Origin of the sequence: Streptomyces sp. NPDC101152, from assembly GCF_044768275.1 — a bacterium.
GTDB lineage: Bacteria > Actinomycetota > Actinomycetes > Streptomycetales > Streptomycetaceae > Streptomyces.
This window is the reverse complement of the sequence record NZ_JBIWPO010000033.1, coordinates 20,232-38,402: the sequence shown is the minus strand read 5'-3', so window position 1 is coordinate 38,402 and position 18,171 is coordinate 20,232. Positions and strand designations below refer to the sequence as shown.

12 protein-coding genes are annotated in these 18,171 nt (G+C 71.4%); all 12 read right to left on the bottom strand.

Features of this window, described 5'->3' with window-relative positions:
- Nucleotides 1-322: 322 nt before the first annotated feature.
- The gene (locus ACIRVK_RS31980; RefSeq protein ID WP_404253244.1) at nt 323-1,102 is read right to left on the bottom strand and encodes a type VII secretion system-associated protein; all 780 of its coding nucleotides are present in this window, start codon (nt 1,100-1,102) and stop codon (nt 323-325) included.
- 156 nt (nt 1,103-1,258) lie between these two features.
- Nucleotides 1,259-1,615 (bottom strand): hypothetical protein, encoded by a 357-nt coding sequence (locus tag ACIRVK_RS31975; protein ID WP_404253242.1) that lies wholly within the window; start codon nt 1,613-1,615, stop codon nt 1,259-1,261.
- Nucleotides 1,608-2,051, bottom strand: coding sequence for a YbaB/EbfC family nucleoid-associated protein (locus ACIRVK_RS31970; RefSeq protein ID WP_404253240.1), 444 nt, complete (start codon nt 2,049-2,051; stop codon nt 1,608-1,610). The genes ACIRVK_RS31975 and ACIRVK_RS31970 overlap by 8 nt, the downstream gene beginning before the upstream one ends.
- Nucleotides 2,052-2,201: 150 nt before the next feature.
- Entirely contained in the window at nt 2,202-5,159 is a 2,958-nt protein-coding gene (locus ACIRVK_RS31965) for a hypothetical protein (protein ID WP_404253238.1), read from the bottom strand.
- A gap of 69 nt (nt 5,160-5,228) precedes the next feature.
- Nucleotides 5,229-7,235: a hypothetical protein gene (locus ACIRVK_RS31960; protein WP_404253236.1), complete on the bottom strand. Its 2,007-nt coding sequence runs from the start codon at nt 7,233-7,235 to the stop codon at nt 5,229-5,231.
- A 312-nt stretch (nt 7,236-7,547) separates the two neighbouring features.
- Nucleotides 7,548-8,129 carry a hypothetical protein gene (locus ACIRVK_RS31955; protein WP_404253234.1) on the bottom strand — a complete coding sequence of 194 codons (582 nt, stop codon included), beginning with the start codon at nt 8,127-8,129 and terminating at the stop codon, nt 7,548-7,550.
- A 1-nt stretch (nt 8,130) separates the two neighbouring features.
- Entirely contained in the window at nt 8,131-8,424 is a 294-nt protein-coding gene (locus ACIRVK_RS31950; protein WP_404253232.1) for a WXG100 family type VII secretion target, read from the bottom strand.
- A gap of 83 nt (nt 8,425-8,507) precedes the next feature.
- Nucleotides 8,508-8,840, bottom strand: a complete 333-nt coding sequence (locus ACIRVK_RS31945; RefSeq protein ID WP_404253230.1) for a WXG100 family type VII secretion target — start codon at nt 8,838-8,840, stop codon at nt 8,508-8,510.
- Nucleotides 8,841-8,897: 57 nt separating this feature from the next.
- Nucleotides 8,898-12,260 (bottom strand): right-handed parallel beta-helix repeat-containing protein, encoded by a 3,363-nt coding sequence (locus ACIRVK_RS31940; RefSeq protein WP_404253228.1) that lies wholly within the window; start codon nt 12,258-12,260, stop codon nt 8,898-8,900.
- Nucleotides 12,257-15,397 (bottom strand): hypothetical protein, encoded by a 3,141-nt coding sequence (locus tag ACIRVK_RS31935; protein WP_404253226.1) that lies wholly within the window; start codon nt 15,395-15,397, stop codon nt 12,257-12,259. The genes ACIRVK_RS31940 and ACIRVK_RS31935 overlap by 4 nt, the downstream gene beginning before the upstream one ends.
- Before the next feature lies 1 nt (nt 15,398).
- Nucleotides 15,399-16,736, bottom strand: coding sequence for a type VII secretion protein EccB (gene eccB / locus ACIRVK_RS31930; protein WP_404253224.1), 1,338 nt, complete (start codon nt 16,734-16,736; stop codon nt 15,399-15,401).
- Between the two features lie 13 nt (nt 16,737-16,749).
- Nucleotides 16,750-18,159 (bottom strand): type VII secretion integral membrane protein EccD, encoded by a 1,410-nt coding sequence (gene eccD, locus ACIRVK_RS31925; RefSeq protein WP_404253222.1) that lies wholly within the window; start codon nt 18,157-18,159, stop codon nt 16,750-16,752.
- Between the last annotated feature and the right edge of the window lie 12 nt (nt 18,160-18,171).

Below are 18,171 nucleotides of genomic sequence, written 5' to 3'. Positions count from 1 at the left end.
GATGCTCACGCGGCACCACCCGTCGACATGTCACATGGCCGAGGCCGACCGTGCACCGGTGCGCGGTCGCGAGCCGAGCCCGGGGCCGCCCGCCGACCGAGCACCGTCAGCAGGCCGTCGGAGGTCGCGTGGACCCACGCCATGTCATCCGTCCAAGCGGCAGTACGTGTGTTGGCATCAAGAGGGACTCAACTCAACCGCCCGGCTGCCGGAACTCCAACCCCTACCGGCTGATCACGGCCTCGCGTACACCTGGGTCTGCCCGCCCGTGCGCACCGACGCAGGCCCGCGCCGCAGCTCACGGTGGTGCGGCGGCGCGGCGTCAGATGGCGTCGCCGGCCGGAACATCGGTGACACCGACGCTGCCGCCTGCCGGCTCCGCGGCGGGCAGTATGTCGTCCAGGTCACCCAGCCAGCTGTCCTCCCCGTCGCCGTCCGAAGCGGCCTCCACCGCCTCGCGCAGCACGTCCGACTCGACCGTCATGCTGACCGGACCCGAGGCGTTCAGGTAGATCAGATGGCCCTCGGGGAGCTGATCGAGCAACTCCGGGACCATGAGGGAGCGGAAGGACAGGCGGCCGGCGGCGTGCAGGTACTCCGGCGAGGTGAAGACGGGCACGATGGGCGACTCGTCGTCCGGCGCCACCGCGGCCAGCAGCCCACCGCCCGGCGCCACGAACACCGCGACCTCGGCCTTGGCCAGAGCGCGTGTCACGTCCTCCGCAGGGCCGTAACCCGTAGCCGCGAGCTGCACCGCCGCGTCCACCGGGTCGGTCGGCTCCGGCCATCCGAGCGCGGCCGGCGAAGGACGGTAGTCCTCGTTGTCCCGCCACTCCACGATCTCGCCGTCCAGGTCGGAGCGCCACTGACCCACCATGGCCCACTCCGGCGGCACCCCGTCCCCCGACCAGGTGGGGTCGATCATCCCGAACCAGTGGTCGGGTGCCTGCCGAGCCGCCTCGCGGATGTGGTCGGGAACGGGCGGCATCTCGTCACCGGCCCCCTCGTCCCGCGAAGCGGCCTCCTCGGTGCCGGGCTCCGCCTCCCCTGCCGCTGGGACCTGCGCCCGCGGCGGCGCCTGGTTCTCCGACGCGCTGCTCATCTCTTCCACCGTCCACTCCTGCCAGTTATCGGTCCGACCGCACGGGGCGGTGCGCTGCCCACGGGCCCAAGAGGCCTGCTGTGGCCTGCCCCACTGTCTCCTGCCGGGTCCTTCACACCAGCCGGACCACCGCTTGGTGCGTCACGGGCGAGGAGCTCAACCGGGATTCACCTGCGACCTCAGCGCGTTACCGGTGGCAGCCGCGTTCTCTTCACTCGCCTCGAAGGCCTTCACCATGTCGGCCACCTGCCCCGTCGAGTCCTGCAGCACCGAGCCGCCCTGCAACGCGGCCGTGACCACGTCGTGGTGGGGCCCCTGGTACTGCCCGTCGAACTTCTTTCCCGTCTTGTCGTCACCCTCGCATCCGCTGAGCGACTCGCTGGTGCTCTGCAGTTGCTCCCCCGCCGACCTCAGCCGATCGGCGAGCCCCTGGAGCCTGCCGATCGCATGCCTCATCAGGTCCGTGTCGACGCGCAGCGTTCCGTTCCACGACGACTGCTGCTGCTCACCCACGGTCGCCGTCTCCCTCCGCCATACCAAGCCCGCGCTCCACGTACGCCCGTACGACCTCCGGCAGTTCCAGCTCCTCCGGCAGCAGCGAGCGTGGATCGACACGCCCCTGCAGCAGATCGGCCGGCGACACCCCGCCGAGCAGGCGACCGAGCGTCACCTCGGAGACGTTCGCCATCGCCTGTGCACGCGCCTGCTCAAGCGTTGCCATGATCACTCTCGACAGCTCCTTCGGCGGCAGGTCCCGGTACGCGGCCGTGGGGAACTCCAACGCCGTCACCTGGCCCTGAGCCCCCACCGTGATCTTCACCACCTGCCGCGGGGCGGTCGCCGTCGCCTGCACCTCGTTGATCCGGCGACGAGTCTCGACCGCCTGCTCACGCGCATCGCGGTACTCGGCCAGCAACTCCTCGATCTGCTGGTCGTACGGTGACGACATCCTGGCTCTCCCCAACGTCGCGCCGCTGCCTGGACAGCCGAGTCAAGCCGAGGCGGCACCCGCAGGCCAAGCCCGGACGGCCCTCGATGGACTCACGTACAGCCGCGTCTGCCTGCCTGGGCAACAGGACCGAAGGCGCTGACCGTGCCGTCAGCCGAAGACTCCCCCACCCCACGCGTCCTCGCTCTGGCGCAACAGGTCGGCGAAACTGCTCTGGACCTCCTCCTCTTCGTCCTCGCGCCCCTTGCCGTTGCCCTTGCCGTTGCCCTTGGCCGCGGCCACCGCTGCGTCCTCGGACTCAGGTTGCTGGGCACCGGATTCCTCCTCCGGTTCGTCCAACGCGCACGTCAGCTCCACCAGCGCGCTGCCGGACGCCTTGGGCCGCCAAGCGGGCCGTACCGGTTCGTCCGGGACCCGGTTACCGCCGATCGCGTGGGCTGTCGCGAACGCACCGGCCGCGACCGTCGTCACGGCGGCGGCACCCTGCCTGTCCGCTTCGGTCGACGCGCCCTGATCACCGTCAGCGCCCGGCCGGTGCACGCCGAACAGCGGAAGGAACAAGCCCGGCGCCGAATCCCACGTCGTCACGTCGTCTGCCCCGGCGCCCTCGGGAACCGCTGCCTCAGCGGCCGGGTCCCCCGCCGGTGCCTCGTGGACCGGCTCCTGCCAGGCAGGTTGCGGCGCCTGGTGGTGCCCGTGCGTTCCCGACTCACCACGGCGCTCAGCCGACTCGGGTGAAGTCCCGGCGACCTCCTCGGCCTGCGGCACCGCCCGCTCCTCGAGCGTGGGATCTTCGGCCGCCTTCCGGGCGCCCCGGGCCGGCTGTTGCCCGCCTTCCGCCGGTCCTGCCGGCAGGAGGTACTCGGCCGTTCCCCAGTCCGGTACGCCCCATTCCGGTTCTCCCCACGCCGAGGTGGCGGCCTGCGGCGCGTGGTTGCCGTTGCCTCCGGTCCCCTCTCCCGTGCCTGCCCCGGCGGCTCCCGCTGCCGCGGCGAACGACATCCCCTCCAGTATTCCGGCGGCGAACTCCTCCGCCGAGAAAGCGGAAGACTGCGAGCCGGACAGCGCCGCTTGTGCCGACCCCTCCGGGGAGAGGTCACCCGACAGGCCATATGCGTCGGGTAGCTGCAGGTGCCCCTCCTCATGCGGCGCGCCCTGCGGGGAGCCGATCTCGGCCGATCCTCCCACCGCCGCGGCCGACCATGGCTCGGACGTGCCGGACAGCAGGCCGGAGGCGTCGGAACGCTGGTGCTCCCGCTCGCCGTTCCCTGCGCCGGCTCCCATGCCGCCCATCGGCATCATCGGCATACCGGATTCGGCAGGACTCGCCTGCGAAGGCGACACCCCGTTCGCCGCCAGCTGGTCCTGCGGCAGGCTGAGGCCGGGACCCCCCTGGCCGGCACCACCGGTCACGTCACCCGGCGCAGCCGACAACGAGGGCGACCCACGCCACGGCGCGGCGTCCCCGCCCAGCAACCCGGACGCACCGGAAGGAGATCCCTGCGATCCGCCACCGCCCGCACCACCGGAACCCATACCGCCCATCGGCATGTACGGCATGCTGTCTCCGCCAAGAGCCGACCCACCCGGATACCCGCTCACGCTCGGTGCCGGCGCCCCGGTCTCCAGTGCGGAGTTGGAGAGCGCGGGCGAGTTGGAGCCCAGGCCCGTGTCGGGGGAACCGGAGAGCGAGCCCGGTGCCGACGTCCCGGACGTGTCCACCTTGGGCATGCTCCCGCCGGGATACGCGGCGACGTCGGCGTTCGCGGGACTGTTCTGCCCGCTGTCGCCGAGTCCCGGAGAGTCCAGGTTGAGGCCGCCGGAGTACGGGGAGGCCTTCTTCTGGGACAGCTTGGGATCAGCCGTCGAGCCCGCAGGTGAGTCAGCGGTCGATCCCACGTTCGGGTACGGAGCGACGGCAGCAGCGTTGTCCGTGGCTCCGTTGGACGAGCCAGGGTTGAGCGCCGCGTCCATCGCGGGATTGAGTGTGCCGGTGCCGGCACCGGACTGCCCTGTCGACGTGTCGCCGGGGTACTGGGCGGCGTTCTGGTCCAGCGGGCTGTTCCCCGGTGTGCTGCCCAGGCTCCCCGCCCCCGACGGGTCCGTCGGGGCGTTGTAGGGCTGGACGTTCGGATCGGTCTTCGCCCCCGACTGCTGCGGGCCGCCCACGTCGTTCGGGGAGTTGGAGTTGTAACTGGGGATGCCTCCTCCGGCGTTGGGCCCGTTCGCGTTGAGACTGGGGTCGTTGTAGCTGGGGGTGCCGCCACCGCCATAAGGGGTCGGTGCGCCGGATTGGTAGTTCGGCGCCTGGTATTTCGAGTTGTTGCTGGAGTAGGGGTCGCTGGGGTTGTAGTTCGGCGAGTTGTACTTCGAGTTGTCGTTGGAATAGGGGTCGTTGACGTTGTAGTTCGGAGGGGGATAACCGTTGTAGGAGTTGGGACCCGTGTAGCTGGGGTCGTATGAGGAGGGGTTGCCGTTGGTGGGGTTCTTGGGCATGTTCGGCTGGGCGACGGAGTCCTGAGTGACCTTGTAGTGGCCGGCCAGGGTGGTGAGCACCTGCCGCATGTCGTTGGTCATCATGTTGACGACCTGCGGAAGCTTGTGGACTTCGACCCGGCCGTTCGACATCTTCAGGCTCGGGTCGATCTTCAGAGCCTGGTTCGCATACCAGACGTCGATGTCGTCGAGCTTCGAGATGGCCTCTCGCAGATGCTGCGCGTTGTTGGCCAGTTGCTGCGGGACGTTGTTGTCACCGGTGATTCCGCCGGAGAGCGTGTTGGCCATGTCGGTCACCTGCTTGGACAGGGACGTCATGGCGGCATTGAACGCCTGCGCCGCCTCCCCCTGCCACGGCCCGTTCGGCCCGCTCAACGCCTGGGTCTGACCGTCGAGGTTCTGGGCGACCTGCTGCAGCACCTGCTCCACATACCAGAAGGTGTCCGCAGCGTCCTGGAGCGACTGCGGATTGGACAGCTGCGAGGCGGACGCATCGTCCGCCGGCTGGTCGGGATCCTTACCGGTGACGGCCTTCTTGATCTGCTTCCAGGTCCAGTCCTGGTAGTCAGTGGACCCACCGCCGCCGCTTCCGTTCGTGCTGCTGTCTGCCATGCCGTCCGTGCTCCCGTTCGCCGCACACCCTATGAACGTGACATGTCACGTGCCGTACGGGACAACTGCTCAGAAACCAGGCAGTCCCGCGGGTTGGTTCTCCTCACGCACCGTCCGCTCCTCCGGCCTCAACGGCGGCAGCAGCGCCTCCGGTTGAGCAACTTCCACCCGGGGCGACGCGGGTACCACCTGCTGCACCGCCTCCACCCGGGGAGACGCGGGCACCACTTGCTGCGCCATCTCCATCCGGGGAGACGCGGGCACCACTTGCTGCACCGCCTCCAGACGAGGCGACGCGGGCACCACTTGCTGCACCGCCTCCAGACGAGGCGACGCGGGCACCACTTGCTGCGCCATCTCCATCCGCGCTGACGCAGGCACCTCCACTACCATCCTCGGCCTGGCGGGAACGCGGGCGCTCAACTGCTGTTCGCCAGTGGGCTGAGCCGTCTCCTGGCGGTAGAGCATCCTCGGCCGACTGCTGGCGTACGTCGGCGTGAGCTCATTCCGACTTGTCTCGCCACTGTATTGGCTTCCGGCCGGGGAAGACTGTCCCGCAGCGTAGGACCCATACCCATAGGGGCTGCTGTTCGGATAGGTGAGCTGTTCAAGACCCTGCCCACCTGTCTGTCCCACAGCCAGGCCGCCCGTCTGCCCCTCACCCGACACATACGGACCACCCGAAGGCACACCCTGCTCAACCTGCGCCCTCGGAGTGGAAGCCAGAGCATCACCACCAGTCTGACCCACAGCCGACCCGCCCGACTGCCCCTCACCCGACACATACGGACCACCCGAAGGCACACCCTGCTCGACCGACGACTGCGGAGCCGGAGCAAGATCACCAGTCTGACCCTGGTCCTGACTTGTGGACTGCCCCCCCGCCGCCGCATAGGGACCACCCGAAGGCACACCCTGCTCGACCGACGACTGCGGAGCCGGAGCAAGATCACCAGTCTGACCCTGGCCCTGACTTGTGGACTGCCCCCCCGCCGCCGCATAGGGACCACCCGAAGGCACACCCTGCTCAACCTGCGCCCTCGGACTGGAAGCCAGAGCATCACCACCAGTCTGACCCACCGCCGACCCGCCCGACTGCCCCTCACCCGACACATACGGACCATCCGAAGGCACACCCTGCTCAACCTGCGCATCCGGATTCGGAGCCAGAGCATCACCACCAGCCTGACCCTGACCCTGGTTGTAGCCCTGACCTTGGCCGTACCCCTGATCCTGGGCGTAGGTCTGACGGGGCGTCGCCTGACCCTGACCCTGATCCTGGGCGTAGGTCTGACGGGGCGTCGCCTGATCCTGACCGTAGGCCTGACGGGGCGTCGCCTGACCCTGATCCTGACCGGAGCCGTTGCCGGCCGGGTTTGTGGGCTGAGGCGGCAACTCGACATTGTCCGTGCTGAGCTTGTAATGGCGCGCCAACGCGATGAGCACCTGACGCATGTCCTTGCCCATCATGTCCGGGATTTCCTTGATCTTACTCACCATGACCCGGCCGTCATCCATGACGGCGTTCGGGTTGATCTCCTGGGCCTGGCGGGCGTACCAGTTGTCAATGTCCCGGAGCTTCGCTATCGCCTCCCACAGGTGCTGTGCGTTGTTCGCCAACTGCTGTGGGACGTTGTAGTCGCCGGTTTTGCCGCCGGACAAGGCGTCGGCCATGTTGGTGACATCCTTGGACAGCGCCTGCATCGCTTGGCTGAAGGCCTGGGCTGCCTCTCCCTGCCACGGCCCGTTCTGACCCGCAAGCGCCTCGGTCTGGTCGGCGATACTCTGACCCACCTCCTGAAGTACCTGCTCCACGTACCAGAAGGTGTTGGCTGCGTTCTGCAGTGTCTGCGGGTTCGAGGGCTGGTTCTGGCCAGGATTGTCGGCGTCCTCACCGACGACGGCTTTCATCACCTGCTTCCAGGTCCAGTCGCCGTACTCACCGGCGGGGTCGCCGCTGCCGCCCCCGCTTCCGCCGCTGCCACCCCCGCTTCCGCCGCTGCCGCTCCCGCTTCCGCCGTTGCTGTTCCCGGTTCCGTCGTTCCCGTTGCCGTTCCCGCCGTTGCCGCTTGACATGCTGTGCGCGCTCCCGTCCACCCAACGCTCGCAAGGCGCACCGCCCGTCTTACGGACGTTGCGCCGTCATCCCCTGTGTCGAGCCCCGCGTGCTGGGGGCATCTGCTGTTCGTCGTGCCGTTCGGCTTCCGAAGTCGCCGATGCCTTCGATCCGTAACGTCTTCCTCGGGTGTTCGCGGGCCCGGGGAACGGCAGGTCCGGCCCACGAGCCGTGGCCCGGTGACGTCTCACCGGGCCACGCGCTGCCGGAGTCACTGCCCGTGGTGTGCTCTGTGCTGTGCCTGGTCTGGACAGCACAGCCCGTCATGATCCCTACGGGTTCTGTTGCTGCCCGGAGTAGTAGCTGCTCCCGTTCGCACCCTGGGACTGTTGCCCCTGTCCCAGCGCCTGGGTGTCGCTCTGCGCCTTCTGAATGAGCTGTTGCAGGTCGCTGCCCGCCTTCTGGTTGACCTCCTCGATCGACGAGTACTTGCCGGCCAGCGTCCTCATCGAGTCGGCCGTGTCCATCAGGGCCTGCCGCAGAAGGTGCAGCGACTTGCTGTAGTTCTGCTGCAGCCCGTTGTCCCCCGTCACCGCCTGCGCCAGGGTTTTCGCTTCGTTGAACGTGCCGCAGGCGACCGGCTGGAGGTTCTCGACGCGCGTCCTGGCCACGCCAAGCGTTCCGGCCAACGTGTCCATGTTGTCGGCGAACTGCTTGAGAGACGAAGTGTCCACCGAGGTCTGGCCGCCTGCGCCCTGTGCCGAATTGCCGGGAACTCTCGGGACCGTGGGCAACGTGCTCTGGTCGATCTGGCCGGTGCTGCCGTCCGTGTACGTGCCCCCGTTGTACTGCTGCGGCGTCTTGGACTGGGGGCTTGCCTGGGGGCTGACGATGTTCGCGCCTCCCGCAGCCACGTCAGTTCCCGTCCCAGATGTTGACGCCGGTCCTCTCACCGTTGTGGTAGTGCTCGTGGATCTGTCCCAGGGCCAAGCGGGCGGCGCGCGACTGCTCGTGCATGTGCGCCGCCGCGGCGTCCCACTTGGTCTTCGCGCGGTGGTAGGCCTCCTGGGAGTCGGCCGTCCAGTTGGCGAGGCTCTGCCTGGCATGGGTGTCCAGGTCGGTGAGCGTCTGATGGATCTGCCGGGTGATGGAATCCATCTCGTTTCCGACGTGTTGCATGTGTTCGAAGTTCACCGAGTACGTCGTCATTACGTGCTTCCCTTCGTCGACGAGGTGTGTTCCGGAGCTGGGCTGGACGGCCGGTGGACGGGCCGCGAATTACCGCGTCCCGGTCAGAATCCGGGCAGGCCGGCGGCCATGGTCTGCTTCAGGGCCTGCGCCTGGTCCAGGGTGTCGGAGTGGACCCCCTCGTAGACGCCCGTGTGGTGCCCGAGCTTGTCGGTGACGAGCTTGAGCTGCTGGTGAACGGTCCTGCAGTGGGCCAGCCAGTCGTCGAGTGCCCCGGTGAACCCCTGGGCGGCGTCTCCGTGCCAGCTGCTCGCCAGGGTGTCCCGATGCTCGCTCATGCCGTCGTGCACACGCATGACCTCGCCTACCGCACCCTCGAAGGCAGGATGCGCGGCCTTCATGCCCGCGATGTCTACCTGCGTCTGCTGATTGGCCATCGCTCGTCCTTTCCGTACGGATGGAATGCCGCCGCCTCACTCGCGGCCGACAGTGGTTCAAGCCTGGCCCGGCGCCGTGCCGGCGAGGAACGGTGCGTGCGATTCGTTGCCTTCCGCTACACGCGCCTGTGCCCGCGCGTCCGGTGCTGTCGGGGATCCGGACCCTGCGGCGGCGCCAGGAGCCTGTCTCAGACGGAGCACGGGAGACGGTGCCCGCTCGGCGAGCCGGTCGGCGAACCGGTGCGCGCCCCATGCTCCGTCGGCGGGCGGCCGCTCGGCCAGTCGGGCGGAAAGGGCCCCTTGTGCGGCCTCGTCGACGTCGAAACCACGCGCGCCGAGCCGGCGGGAGACCAGGTCGGCGAGCTCCTGCGCGGTGTAAGGGGGGAAGTGCAGGTACTCCGCGAAGCAACGGGCGACGTCGTCGCGTTCCCGCAGTGCCTCGCTGAGCCGGGCGTGTGCGCCGCGGAGGAGGAGTACGGTGCGCGGTGCGCGAGCCGCCGCCGTGGCCACGGCTTCCCACACCGCGGAACGTTCCTGGTCCGGCCGGGTGGCGAAGGGCTCGTCGAGTTCCAACTCGAGTACTCCGCCCTCGGCTTCGGTGAACAGCGTGGCCGCGTAGACGCCCGCCTGTTCGGCCCAGCGGGTGGGGATCTGCGAGAGGCCGGCCCGGTACACCACACCGTTGGCCAGCACCCCGGTCTCCGCCAGGCACTTCGCGTACAGCGTGGACACCGCGCGCCGGCCGCTGCCCTGCTCGCCGGCCAGGACGACGTTGGCGGCCGGGACGGGAGGCTTGCCGTCGCGGGATGATGCCACCAGTTCGTTGGTGCGCTTCAGCAGGGCGGCGCGTACGTCGCGAAGGCCGCACATCGCGGCCAGCCGGCGCATGGCGGGGGGCGGGTCCGCCGGCGCCTGCGGGAGCGCACGCCGGGGCGGTTCCGGCTCGGCGTCCGCAGTGGTGCCCCGCTCGGCCTGCGGGACGGGCCCGATGTCCACCGCCTCAAGACGGTTGAGCGCGGCGGTGTCGTGCGGCGGGTCGCCGGCGAGCCGCGACGCCTGGTTGCTGATCATCGTCTCGAACACCGAGCGTGCGACACGGCCGTTGCCGAACGTCGGCCCCTTGGGGATGTTCTCGAAGTACCGGGTGAGGGCGTCTTCCGCGGATTCGTCGAGCTCGTAGTAGTGCTTGACGCACAGGCCGCGCACGATGGTGACGAGTTCGGGAACCTCGTAGTTGGGGAACTCGACGGTCCGCGCGAAGCGGGAGGCCATTCCCGGGTTGGACTCCAGGAACTGGTTCATCTGCTCGGAGTATCCGGCGACGATGACGACGATCTCGTCGCGGTGGTCCTCCATCAGCTTCATCAGCGTCTCGACGGCCTCCTGGCCGAAGTCGGGGCCGCTGCCTCGCGCCTGGTTGGTGAGGGTGTACGCCTCGTCGATGAACAGCACGCCGCCGAGCGCCTTGTTGAACACCTCGGTGGTCTTGATCGCCGTGCCGCCGATGATCTGGGCGACCAGCCCGGACCGGGAGACCTCGACGATGTGGCCCTGGGTGAGGATGCCGAGTTCGGCGAGGACGGCGCCGTAGAGCCGGGCCACGGTGGTCTTGCCGGTGCCGGGCGGGCCGGCGAAGACCAGATGGCGGCTCATCGGCGGCATGGACAGGCCGAGTTCCTCGCGCCGCTGCGTCATCTTGTTGAGGTTGATCAGACCGGTGACCTCGCGTTTGACGCTCTCCAGTCCGACGAGGGCGTCGAGTTCGGCGAGCGGCCCGGTGCTGTTGCCGGACGCGACGCGGCGCTCGCGGCCCGAGGGAGCCGGGGCGCGTTGCGCGTCCGCGCCGGGCCGCTGCGACCGCAGGCCGGCCTGCACCGGCTCGTCGGCGTCCTCCCCGCCGCGCAGCCGGTTGACGCCCGAGCCGCCGTTGCCGGCGAGGTCGCAGCGCTGGACGCCGACCGGCTCTTCGGAGTTGCTGCGGATGCCGTCGCCGATGTTGTCGGTGATCCTGCAGTCGCTGAGGTCGGCCCGGCCGGATGCCTGCACGTTGACGCCGTGCCCCCTGGCGTCGTGCACTCGGCAGCCGGTCGCGGCGACGGTGCCGCCGCCGAGCACCCGTATCCCGTCCCCGCGGGCTCCGGACAGTTCGCTGTCCCGCAGCACCACCTCGCCGTCGGTGCCGACGAGGACGCCGGCGTCCGCGACGGCGGACGACTCCACCTCGGCCCGTGCTCCACCGGACGCCGTGATGCACCAGTCGCCCGCGGTACGCAGCCGCACGCCCTCCAACCGGGCGGTGGCACCGTCGTTCAGCTCGACAGCGGTGCCCTGGTCGGCGTCGATGTCGCTGTCGCGCACCTCGGCGCGGGCGGAGCCGGTCACCCGCAGCCCGGCGGAACCACCGGAGACCGACAGTTCCTGGAAGGTGGCGGTGGCACCGCCGCTGAGCTGTACGGCGGTCCGCGCCGCGCCCTGGACGCGCAGCCGCTGGAACGCGGCCTGGCTGCTGTCCTCGACCAGGACGGCAACTGGTGTGCCGTTGATCTCGCAGTTCTCCAGGCGCGGTCGGGAACCGCCGGTCACCTGCAGTGCGCTGGTCGCGGCCGAGGCGATCGTGCAGTTGCGCAGCAGTGGACCCGCTCCGCCGCTGATGTGCACCGACTGTCCGCCCGATCGGCTCAGGGCGCAGTCGGTGAGCGTGGTCAGTCCGGTACTGGTCAGGTACGCGTCGAGGCTGGTGGACGCGGTGACGGTCAGGCCCGTCAGTTCCGCCCTGGCCTGCTGCTCCACGACGATCGCCGGCTTCTCGCTCGCCGTCACCTTGGTGTTCTCGACCGTAATGCCGCCTTGGCCGTTGACGCACATGCCGTTTCCGCGGATGCGCTCGAGCGTGCAGCCGCGCACCGTGAGGCGTCCGCTCTCGGCGACGACGACGGCGGAGGAGCCCAGATCGGTGACGCTGGTGCATTCGACGGTGTTGGCGGTGGCGGCGGTGACGACTATCCCGGCTCCCCCGGGATTGCTCATCGCGCAGTCGCGGACGGCCAGTTGGCCGGACTGCCAGGCGATCACCGCAGCCCACGCCGTGCTGCCGACCACGATGCAGCCGTCGAGTGCCGCCTGGCCGCGACGGACGTCCAGGACCGCCACGTTCGCGTCGGAACCGCACAGGGTGAGCCCGGACAGCTGCACCGCCTCGGCGTCCACGGTGACCGTACTGCCCACCGGTGACTCGAGCCGCACGCTTCCGGGAGCTCCGTCGGCGGACAGCGTGACCGCGCGCGTGAGGGTGACCGCTTCGGTGTAGGTGCCGGGCGCGATGGCGATCAACGCACCGTCCCCGGCCGCCGCCAGCGCCTGGGACACGGTGCGGTAGGCGCCGGACTGAGTCGCGGAAACGCGCAGGACCTGCCGGTTCACGGCTTCGCCCCTTTCTGTGGCACGGTACCGGGTGAAGGTGCGGGCTGCCGCCCGCCTGGCCCACCGGTTGGGATCTGCAACCCGGGAGCGGCGCACAGCGCGTCCGCGTCCTCCTCGGACAGTGGCTCACCCGCCTGCCCCTCGGGGCCGTTCTCGGCCTCCTTCCACAGGCCGCGGAACTGTTCGAGCCCGGTCAGCGCAATCTCGTCGAGCGGCACGCGCCTGCCATCGGCGCGGCCGTGCTCGTCGAGCTCGGAGGCGGCCAGCTCACGCAGCATGACGGCAGGCCGGTCACCACCCTGCACGCGCAGCACCTTGAACCGGGTGCCGGGCGCGAACAGCACCCGGTCCGGCAAGTCCGGCGCCACCAGGGCGGTCCGGCGCGCCGTCAGCGACCACAGCAGGACATCGGTGTTGCCCGGCATACCGCGGCGCACGCTCGACAAAGCCATGAGGAACGAGTTCTCTGCCACCAGCCTGCCCTCCTGGTACCAGCCGCGCTCCGCCGCGGTGAGCGTGGCACGCACCATGGCGGCGCCCCGGTACGACGGCAGACGGCGCAGCCCGCCGGCGGCGCAGCGGGCCAGCGGGACGTGCGGTCCGGTCGTGCCGGCCCGGATGGCGACATCGATCGCCGATGTCGCTCCCGACAGGTACAGGCGGACCGCCGCCAGGTCGGTGAGAGCGTCGGCCACGGAACTGCGTGGCCCGCCGTGCAGCCCCGGCGACTCGGACAGCACCCGGGAGACGAAGGCCGCCGCGGTGTCGTAGCGCTCTCCGAGAGAGCGCCGCACCCAGTCCCGTTCGCGGTCGACGCCCGTCTGTGGCGGCACCACGCTGGCGGCGGCTGTCGGTCTGGGCTGCGTCTGGACGGCGTCGCCGGCCCTCGGTGTGGGTCCCTCCGGCGTCGGGACGGCAGCCGGTTCGGGGGCCGGACCGCCGTCGGCCTGGGCACTGTCCCGCGTAACGTCCGCCGGCCTGGCGGGCGGCTGCGGGTTCGGCCGCACCGGCTGCGGCGTGGGCGACTCCAGGCGGATGCGGGGCGCGCCGGGCGGCGCGGCCACGGCGACCGGCTCGTTCGGCACCGCGGGTCCCGGCGCCGGCTCAGGGCGCGTGGCCGGGGAAGGAGCCGCCGGCCCCGGGGGTACGGGGGTGGGTGGCATCGGAGGCACGGGAGCCGCCGGCGCCGAGGGCACGGAGGCGGGTGGCGCCGTCGGTTCGGGGGCTGGTGGCACCGGAGGCGCGGCAGCAGCCGGCCCCCGGGGCACGGAGCCAGCCGGCACCGGTGGTGCGGAAGCAGCCGGCACCGGCGGTACGGCAGGTGACGGCACCGGCGAGGCGGAAGCAACCGGCACCGGCGAGGCGGACGACACCGGTGGCACCGCCGGGCTCGGCGGGACGGACGGCTGCGCGCTGGTGTCCCGGCTCGTGGCCACGCGTTCGGGTGCGGACACCACGGGAGGTGGCACCGGCCGCTCGGTGTCGGGAACGGAAACCTCCCGCCTGGGTTGCGCGGTCCGCGGCTGTGAGTCCGGGGGGCCGGGCCTCGGCGCGAGAGACGGCTGCTGCCCCGGCCGGGCGGACTCGGGCCCGGCTGCGAAACCGGACTCCGGGGCCGGCACGGTCACGGGCGCAGGCGCCGACACGGGCGCGGGACGGTGATCGGCCCAGGTGGCCGCGTCCACCGATGGCAGCGGGGCGGACTCCCGACCGTTCGACGAGCCGCCCAGGCCGCGGCCGCTCACCGACCCGGCCGCGGTGAACGCCGACCCGCTCCGCGTCACGCCGGCCACGGGCAGCGGGTGGCCCCCGTCGGGAAGGCGGCCCGCCTCGCTGGACGGCATGACGCGGCTGTGCCGGCCGAACGACGGGTCGAGGCCGCGCAGCAACTCGTAGGCGGTGAACCGCAGGCGTTCGGCCGCCACCGGATCGGTCCCGTCGTACAGGACAGCCGGGTAGGCCGGGTCGGCCGGCGAGGAACGCACCGCGTTGCCGTCAGGGGGCTCGGCCGGGGAGCGCACCCACAGACCGCTCTGTACGACCTCCAGGACCACATCGGGCGCGTACTCGTAGACACCGGGCGCGACGGCGGGGAGGGCCCCCACCGGGGCCCGCGTGTTGAGAGGGACGGGTGCCAGGGCCCGGCCACCGCTCCGCGAACGCGGCGTGAACCCGAACTCGTCGGCGTACGGGCGCCAGCCGAGCGTTCCGTCGCGCTGGAGGGTGCGCACCTGCGGCACCTCGTTGTCGGCGCCGGGGACCGGTATACCGGCGCACACGGCGATCCGCTGGTCCAGCAGGTCGGCGAGAGCCTGTCCGAGCGGTTCCCCCTCGGGTACGGCCACCGGGCCGTAGGGGATGAACCGCACCCGTCGCCGGACGTCGGGGGCAAGGGTGTGCCAGAACGCGGCGATCTCCTCCATCGGCAGGGCGGACGTCCCCGGGCTGCCGATCGCCACCCCGAGCACGTCGGGGCGCGCGGCCAGGAGGTTCATCAGCTGCTGCCGGTGAGCGGAGGCCGCCGCGTCCTCCCAGGTGCCCCGGATCCACACGCCGCCGGGCAGCGGCTCGACCATGCCGCCCGCCCCGGTCGGCCGCGGCTGGTCGGGGACGGAGGACTCCCACTGCGGCTTCGGAAAGCGCCGGGCCTCCGGCACCGACGGCAGGTTGGGCCGGTAGCGCAGCCAGCCCAGGCCGTGGTGGGCGGGGACGAACAGCGCGCCGCCGGCCGCGGGGAGCACGGCGCCGTCCGGGGCGAGCACGATGCGCTCCAGCCGGTCGGCGAGCCACTGCGCGGCGTGTTTGACGTCGTCCCGGGTGCCGCGGCCGGGGACCAGCCGGAAGCTCTGGCCCCTGCGGTCCAGTGTCCGCGCGACGGTCTCCCACACCGTGTCCTGCGGGCTCGCGGGAAGGTCGAGGACGACCAGCGTGTGGTGGGGGTCGGCGGCCAGGCGCTGTGTGAACCTCAGGGCCCGGCTGTCGACGAAGCCGCGGGGGTGGACCAGCAGCGCGTTTCCGACGTTCCTGGACTCCAGCGCGGGGCCGCCGGTGCGCAGGGCCGCGCGGGCCAGCCTCGCGGACAGCCGGTGCCCGAACTCCGCGCGCAGGGTGGGGCGTTCCCCGGACGGACGGGCCATCTCAGTTCGCCCCCGGAACGGCCTGGGCGGCCTGGGCCCGGCTCAGCCGCGGGCCGCTGCCGATCTGGTCCAGCGTGGACTGCGGCAGGACTCTCGGTGTCACGCTGCCGAACCCGAGCGCATCCGCGGCCTGGCCGACGAGTTGGTACTTCAGCCCCCGGTCGGTGATCAGGTACGGGTCGGGCGTGTGGAGGTCCGACGGGTTCTTCGGAGGGGTGGCCAGCACCGCGTGCTCCGGCGGCAGGAGGATCGCGGAACCCGCGGCCGTGGCCCTGCCGGTCTCCCGCACCACGGAAGTGCTCAGCCGGGAGCCGTGCACCGACTGCAGCAGGCACAGCGCCGCCCCGCCGTCGGCGGTGACGTCGGTGTCGGCCAGCAGGTCGGGGATGCGGTGCAGGAGGGAGTCGTCGGCGGAGGCCTGGACGGCGGCGATGTCCGCGGGAGAGACCTGCCGCAGCTGCCGGCCGCCCGACGCCGCGGCGATCAGCGCCGCCTCGGTGGCGGTGAGCGGAGCCATGCCGTCGCTCTCGAGGACGTAGTGGTGGATGTCGCCGCCGACAACCGTACGGAACAACTGTCCGGTGTACGCCGGGCTGCCCGCCACGGTCCGCGATCCCTTGCCGGCGTCGGGGATCGCTTCGGGGGCGATGGCCGTCCCGGTGGACAGGGCGTCCAGCCAGGCCGAAGGGGCCTTGACGGGCTCCTCGGTGTCGAGGCCGAGAGCCAGGAGCGCGGTCCGGCCGCCGACGGGGTACTTGGTGGCCCGCCACAGCACGTACTCGGTGCCGCCGGGACCGGACACCAGGACCCGGGCGTTGGCCGGCATCGGCCGGGCGGAGCGCGGGTCGAAGTCCAGTACCTCACCGGATCCGGAGCCGGGATGCAGACAGTCCGTCCACGCGCCGGTCAGCAGTGCCGAGGGCTGGGCGATGTCGTCGGGGGCGCCGGGGATGCCGATGGGCGTGGAGCGGGGCACGTCCGCCAGGTCGGCGCGCGAGACGTCCTGCACGCTGGGGGTGCCGCCGAGGGCGAGCAGCGCGGAGGAGTAGTTCGCCGTGGGGTGCAGCTGCCCCTGCAGGTAGAGGTAGCGGGTGCCGGTCTCCTTCTCCACGATCAGGGCGCCGGTTCGCGCCCAGGAGTGCGTGTTGACCGGCTTGAGCAGTCCGTAGACGACGGCGACCACGACCAGCAGGGCCGCGGCCATGACACCGAAGGCGGCGCCGAGCCCGGACCGGCGCATCGGGGCCTCACCGGTTCCGGGGTCGCCGGACACCAGCGCCGAGGCCAGCCGGCCGGTGGCGAACTGGTAGGCGTGCAGGTGGTCGCGTCGGCTTTGCACCGCTGTCGTCTCCTCAGCTGACCAGAACGCGGAAGTACGCGTAGGTGTGCAGGAGTTGCAACAGCAGCGGCAACAGGGCCAGCGCGGTCAGCAGCTCCAGGATGTCGGCGGTGTGGCCCCACACCGGCAGCAGCCGGACTCTGGGCAGCCGCCACGCGCCGACCAGCAGCAGTACGGCGGCGACCAGCAGGCCGAGCAGCAGCGCGGACCGGGTTGCGAGGGACGAGGCCGACGCCGACCACGACAGGACCACGGTGAGCAGGCCCAGGACTCCGCCGAAGGCCTCCGGGATCCGCTGCCAGGGCGCCTGCAGGCTCTTCGAGCGCAGCAGCAATGCGCCGGAGAAGACCAGCGGGAACAACCAGCCGATCCAGCCACGTTCCCCGGCGAGCAGGACGAACGCGGTGGAGCACAGCAGCCCGTTGGAGACGCTGACCACGGTGAGGATGGCGTCGGCGGTCGCGGCGCGCCGCGTGAGCAGGTGCTCCGGCAGGGGGTCGATGTCCTCCTGGAGTTCCTCGGCGTTGCGCGGCAGTTGCGGGACACGGATGCGGGCGAGGCGCAGCGCCGCCCGCGGCGCGAGGTGGCCGAAGAGGAAGAAGACGACCGCCACCGTACTGGTGCTGTGGGCGGCGTTCCAGCCGGAGGAGGCGGCCAGGCATCCGGTGACGGCCGCCAGGGCCGCGGTGAGCAGCGTCGTGCCCGTCGCCGCCAGCGGAAGCCTCGGGATCGACAGCACGGCGGCGGAGACCAGGACCGCGGCGCCCGCTCCCAGCACGACGTCGGTGTGCCGGGGAGACAGCAGTCCCGCGGTGCCGTGCACGGCGCTCAGCCCGGTCAGTCCGGCGAACACACAGGCGCCGATCCCGGTGATCAGCCCCGTCGCGCGGTCGGCGGGACGCCGCTGGTCCAGGGCGCAGCCGGCACCGAGGACCACGGTGGCGACGCCGTAGAGCACCGGCACCGAAGACCCGTGCCCGGCCCAGGGGACGGCCGCGGCGAGGGCCGCCAGCACGAGGCAGGCGAGGGCCAGGAACAGCCTGCGGGTCAGCTCGGGACGCCAGCGGTCGAGCTCGGAGCCGACGGCGTGCGCGACGCCGTCGGCGGCGTCGTCGAACTCCAGCTCGGGCATGGGGTCGTCGGCGGGCCGCAGGTACAGCACGTCGCCGTGGTACAGGCCCGCGCTCTGCGGTGTGGCGTCCAGGCCCAGCGGTGCCTCGCCGAGACGCTGCAGTACCCAGGCGCCGGCCGGGCGGGCCGGATCGGTGGGGATGTGGCGCATCAGCACCGACAGCAGGGCCGAGACACGGGTGGTGACGGGGACGGCCAGATCGGCACGGCCGGCCGGTCCGGCGATGGTCAGCCGGCAGACCTCGGTGCTCACCGCCCCGGGGGTGCGGGGAGCGGATACGGGGGTTGTCATGGTGCTCCTGAG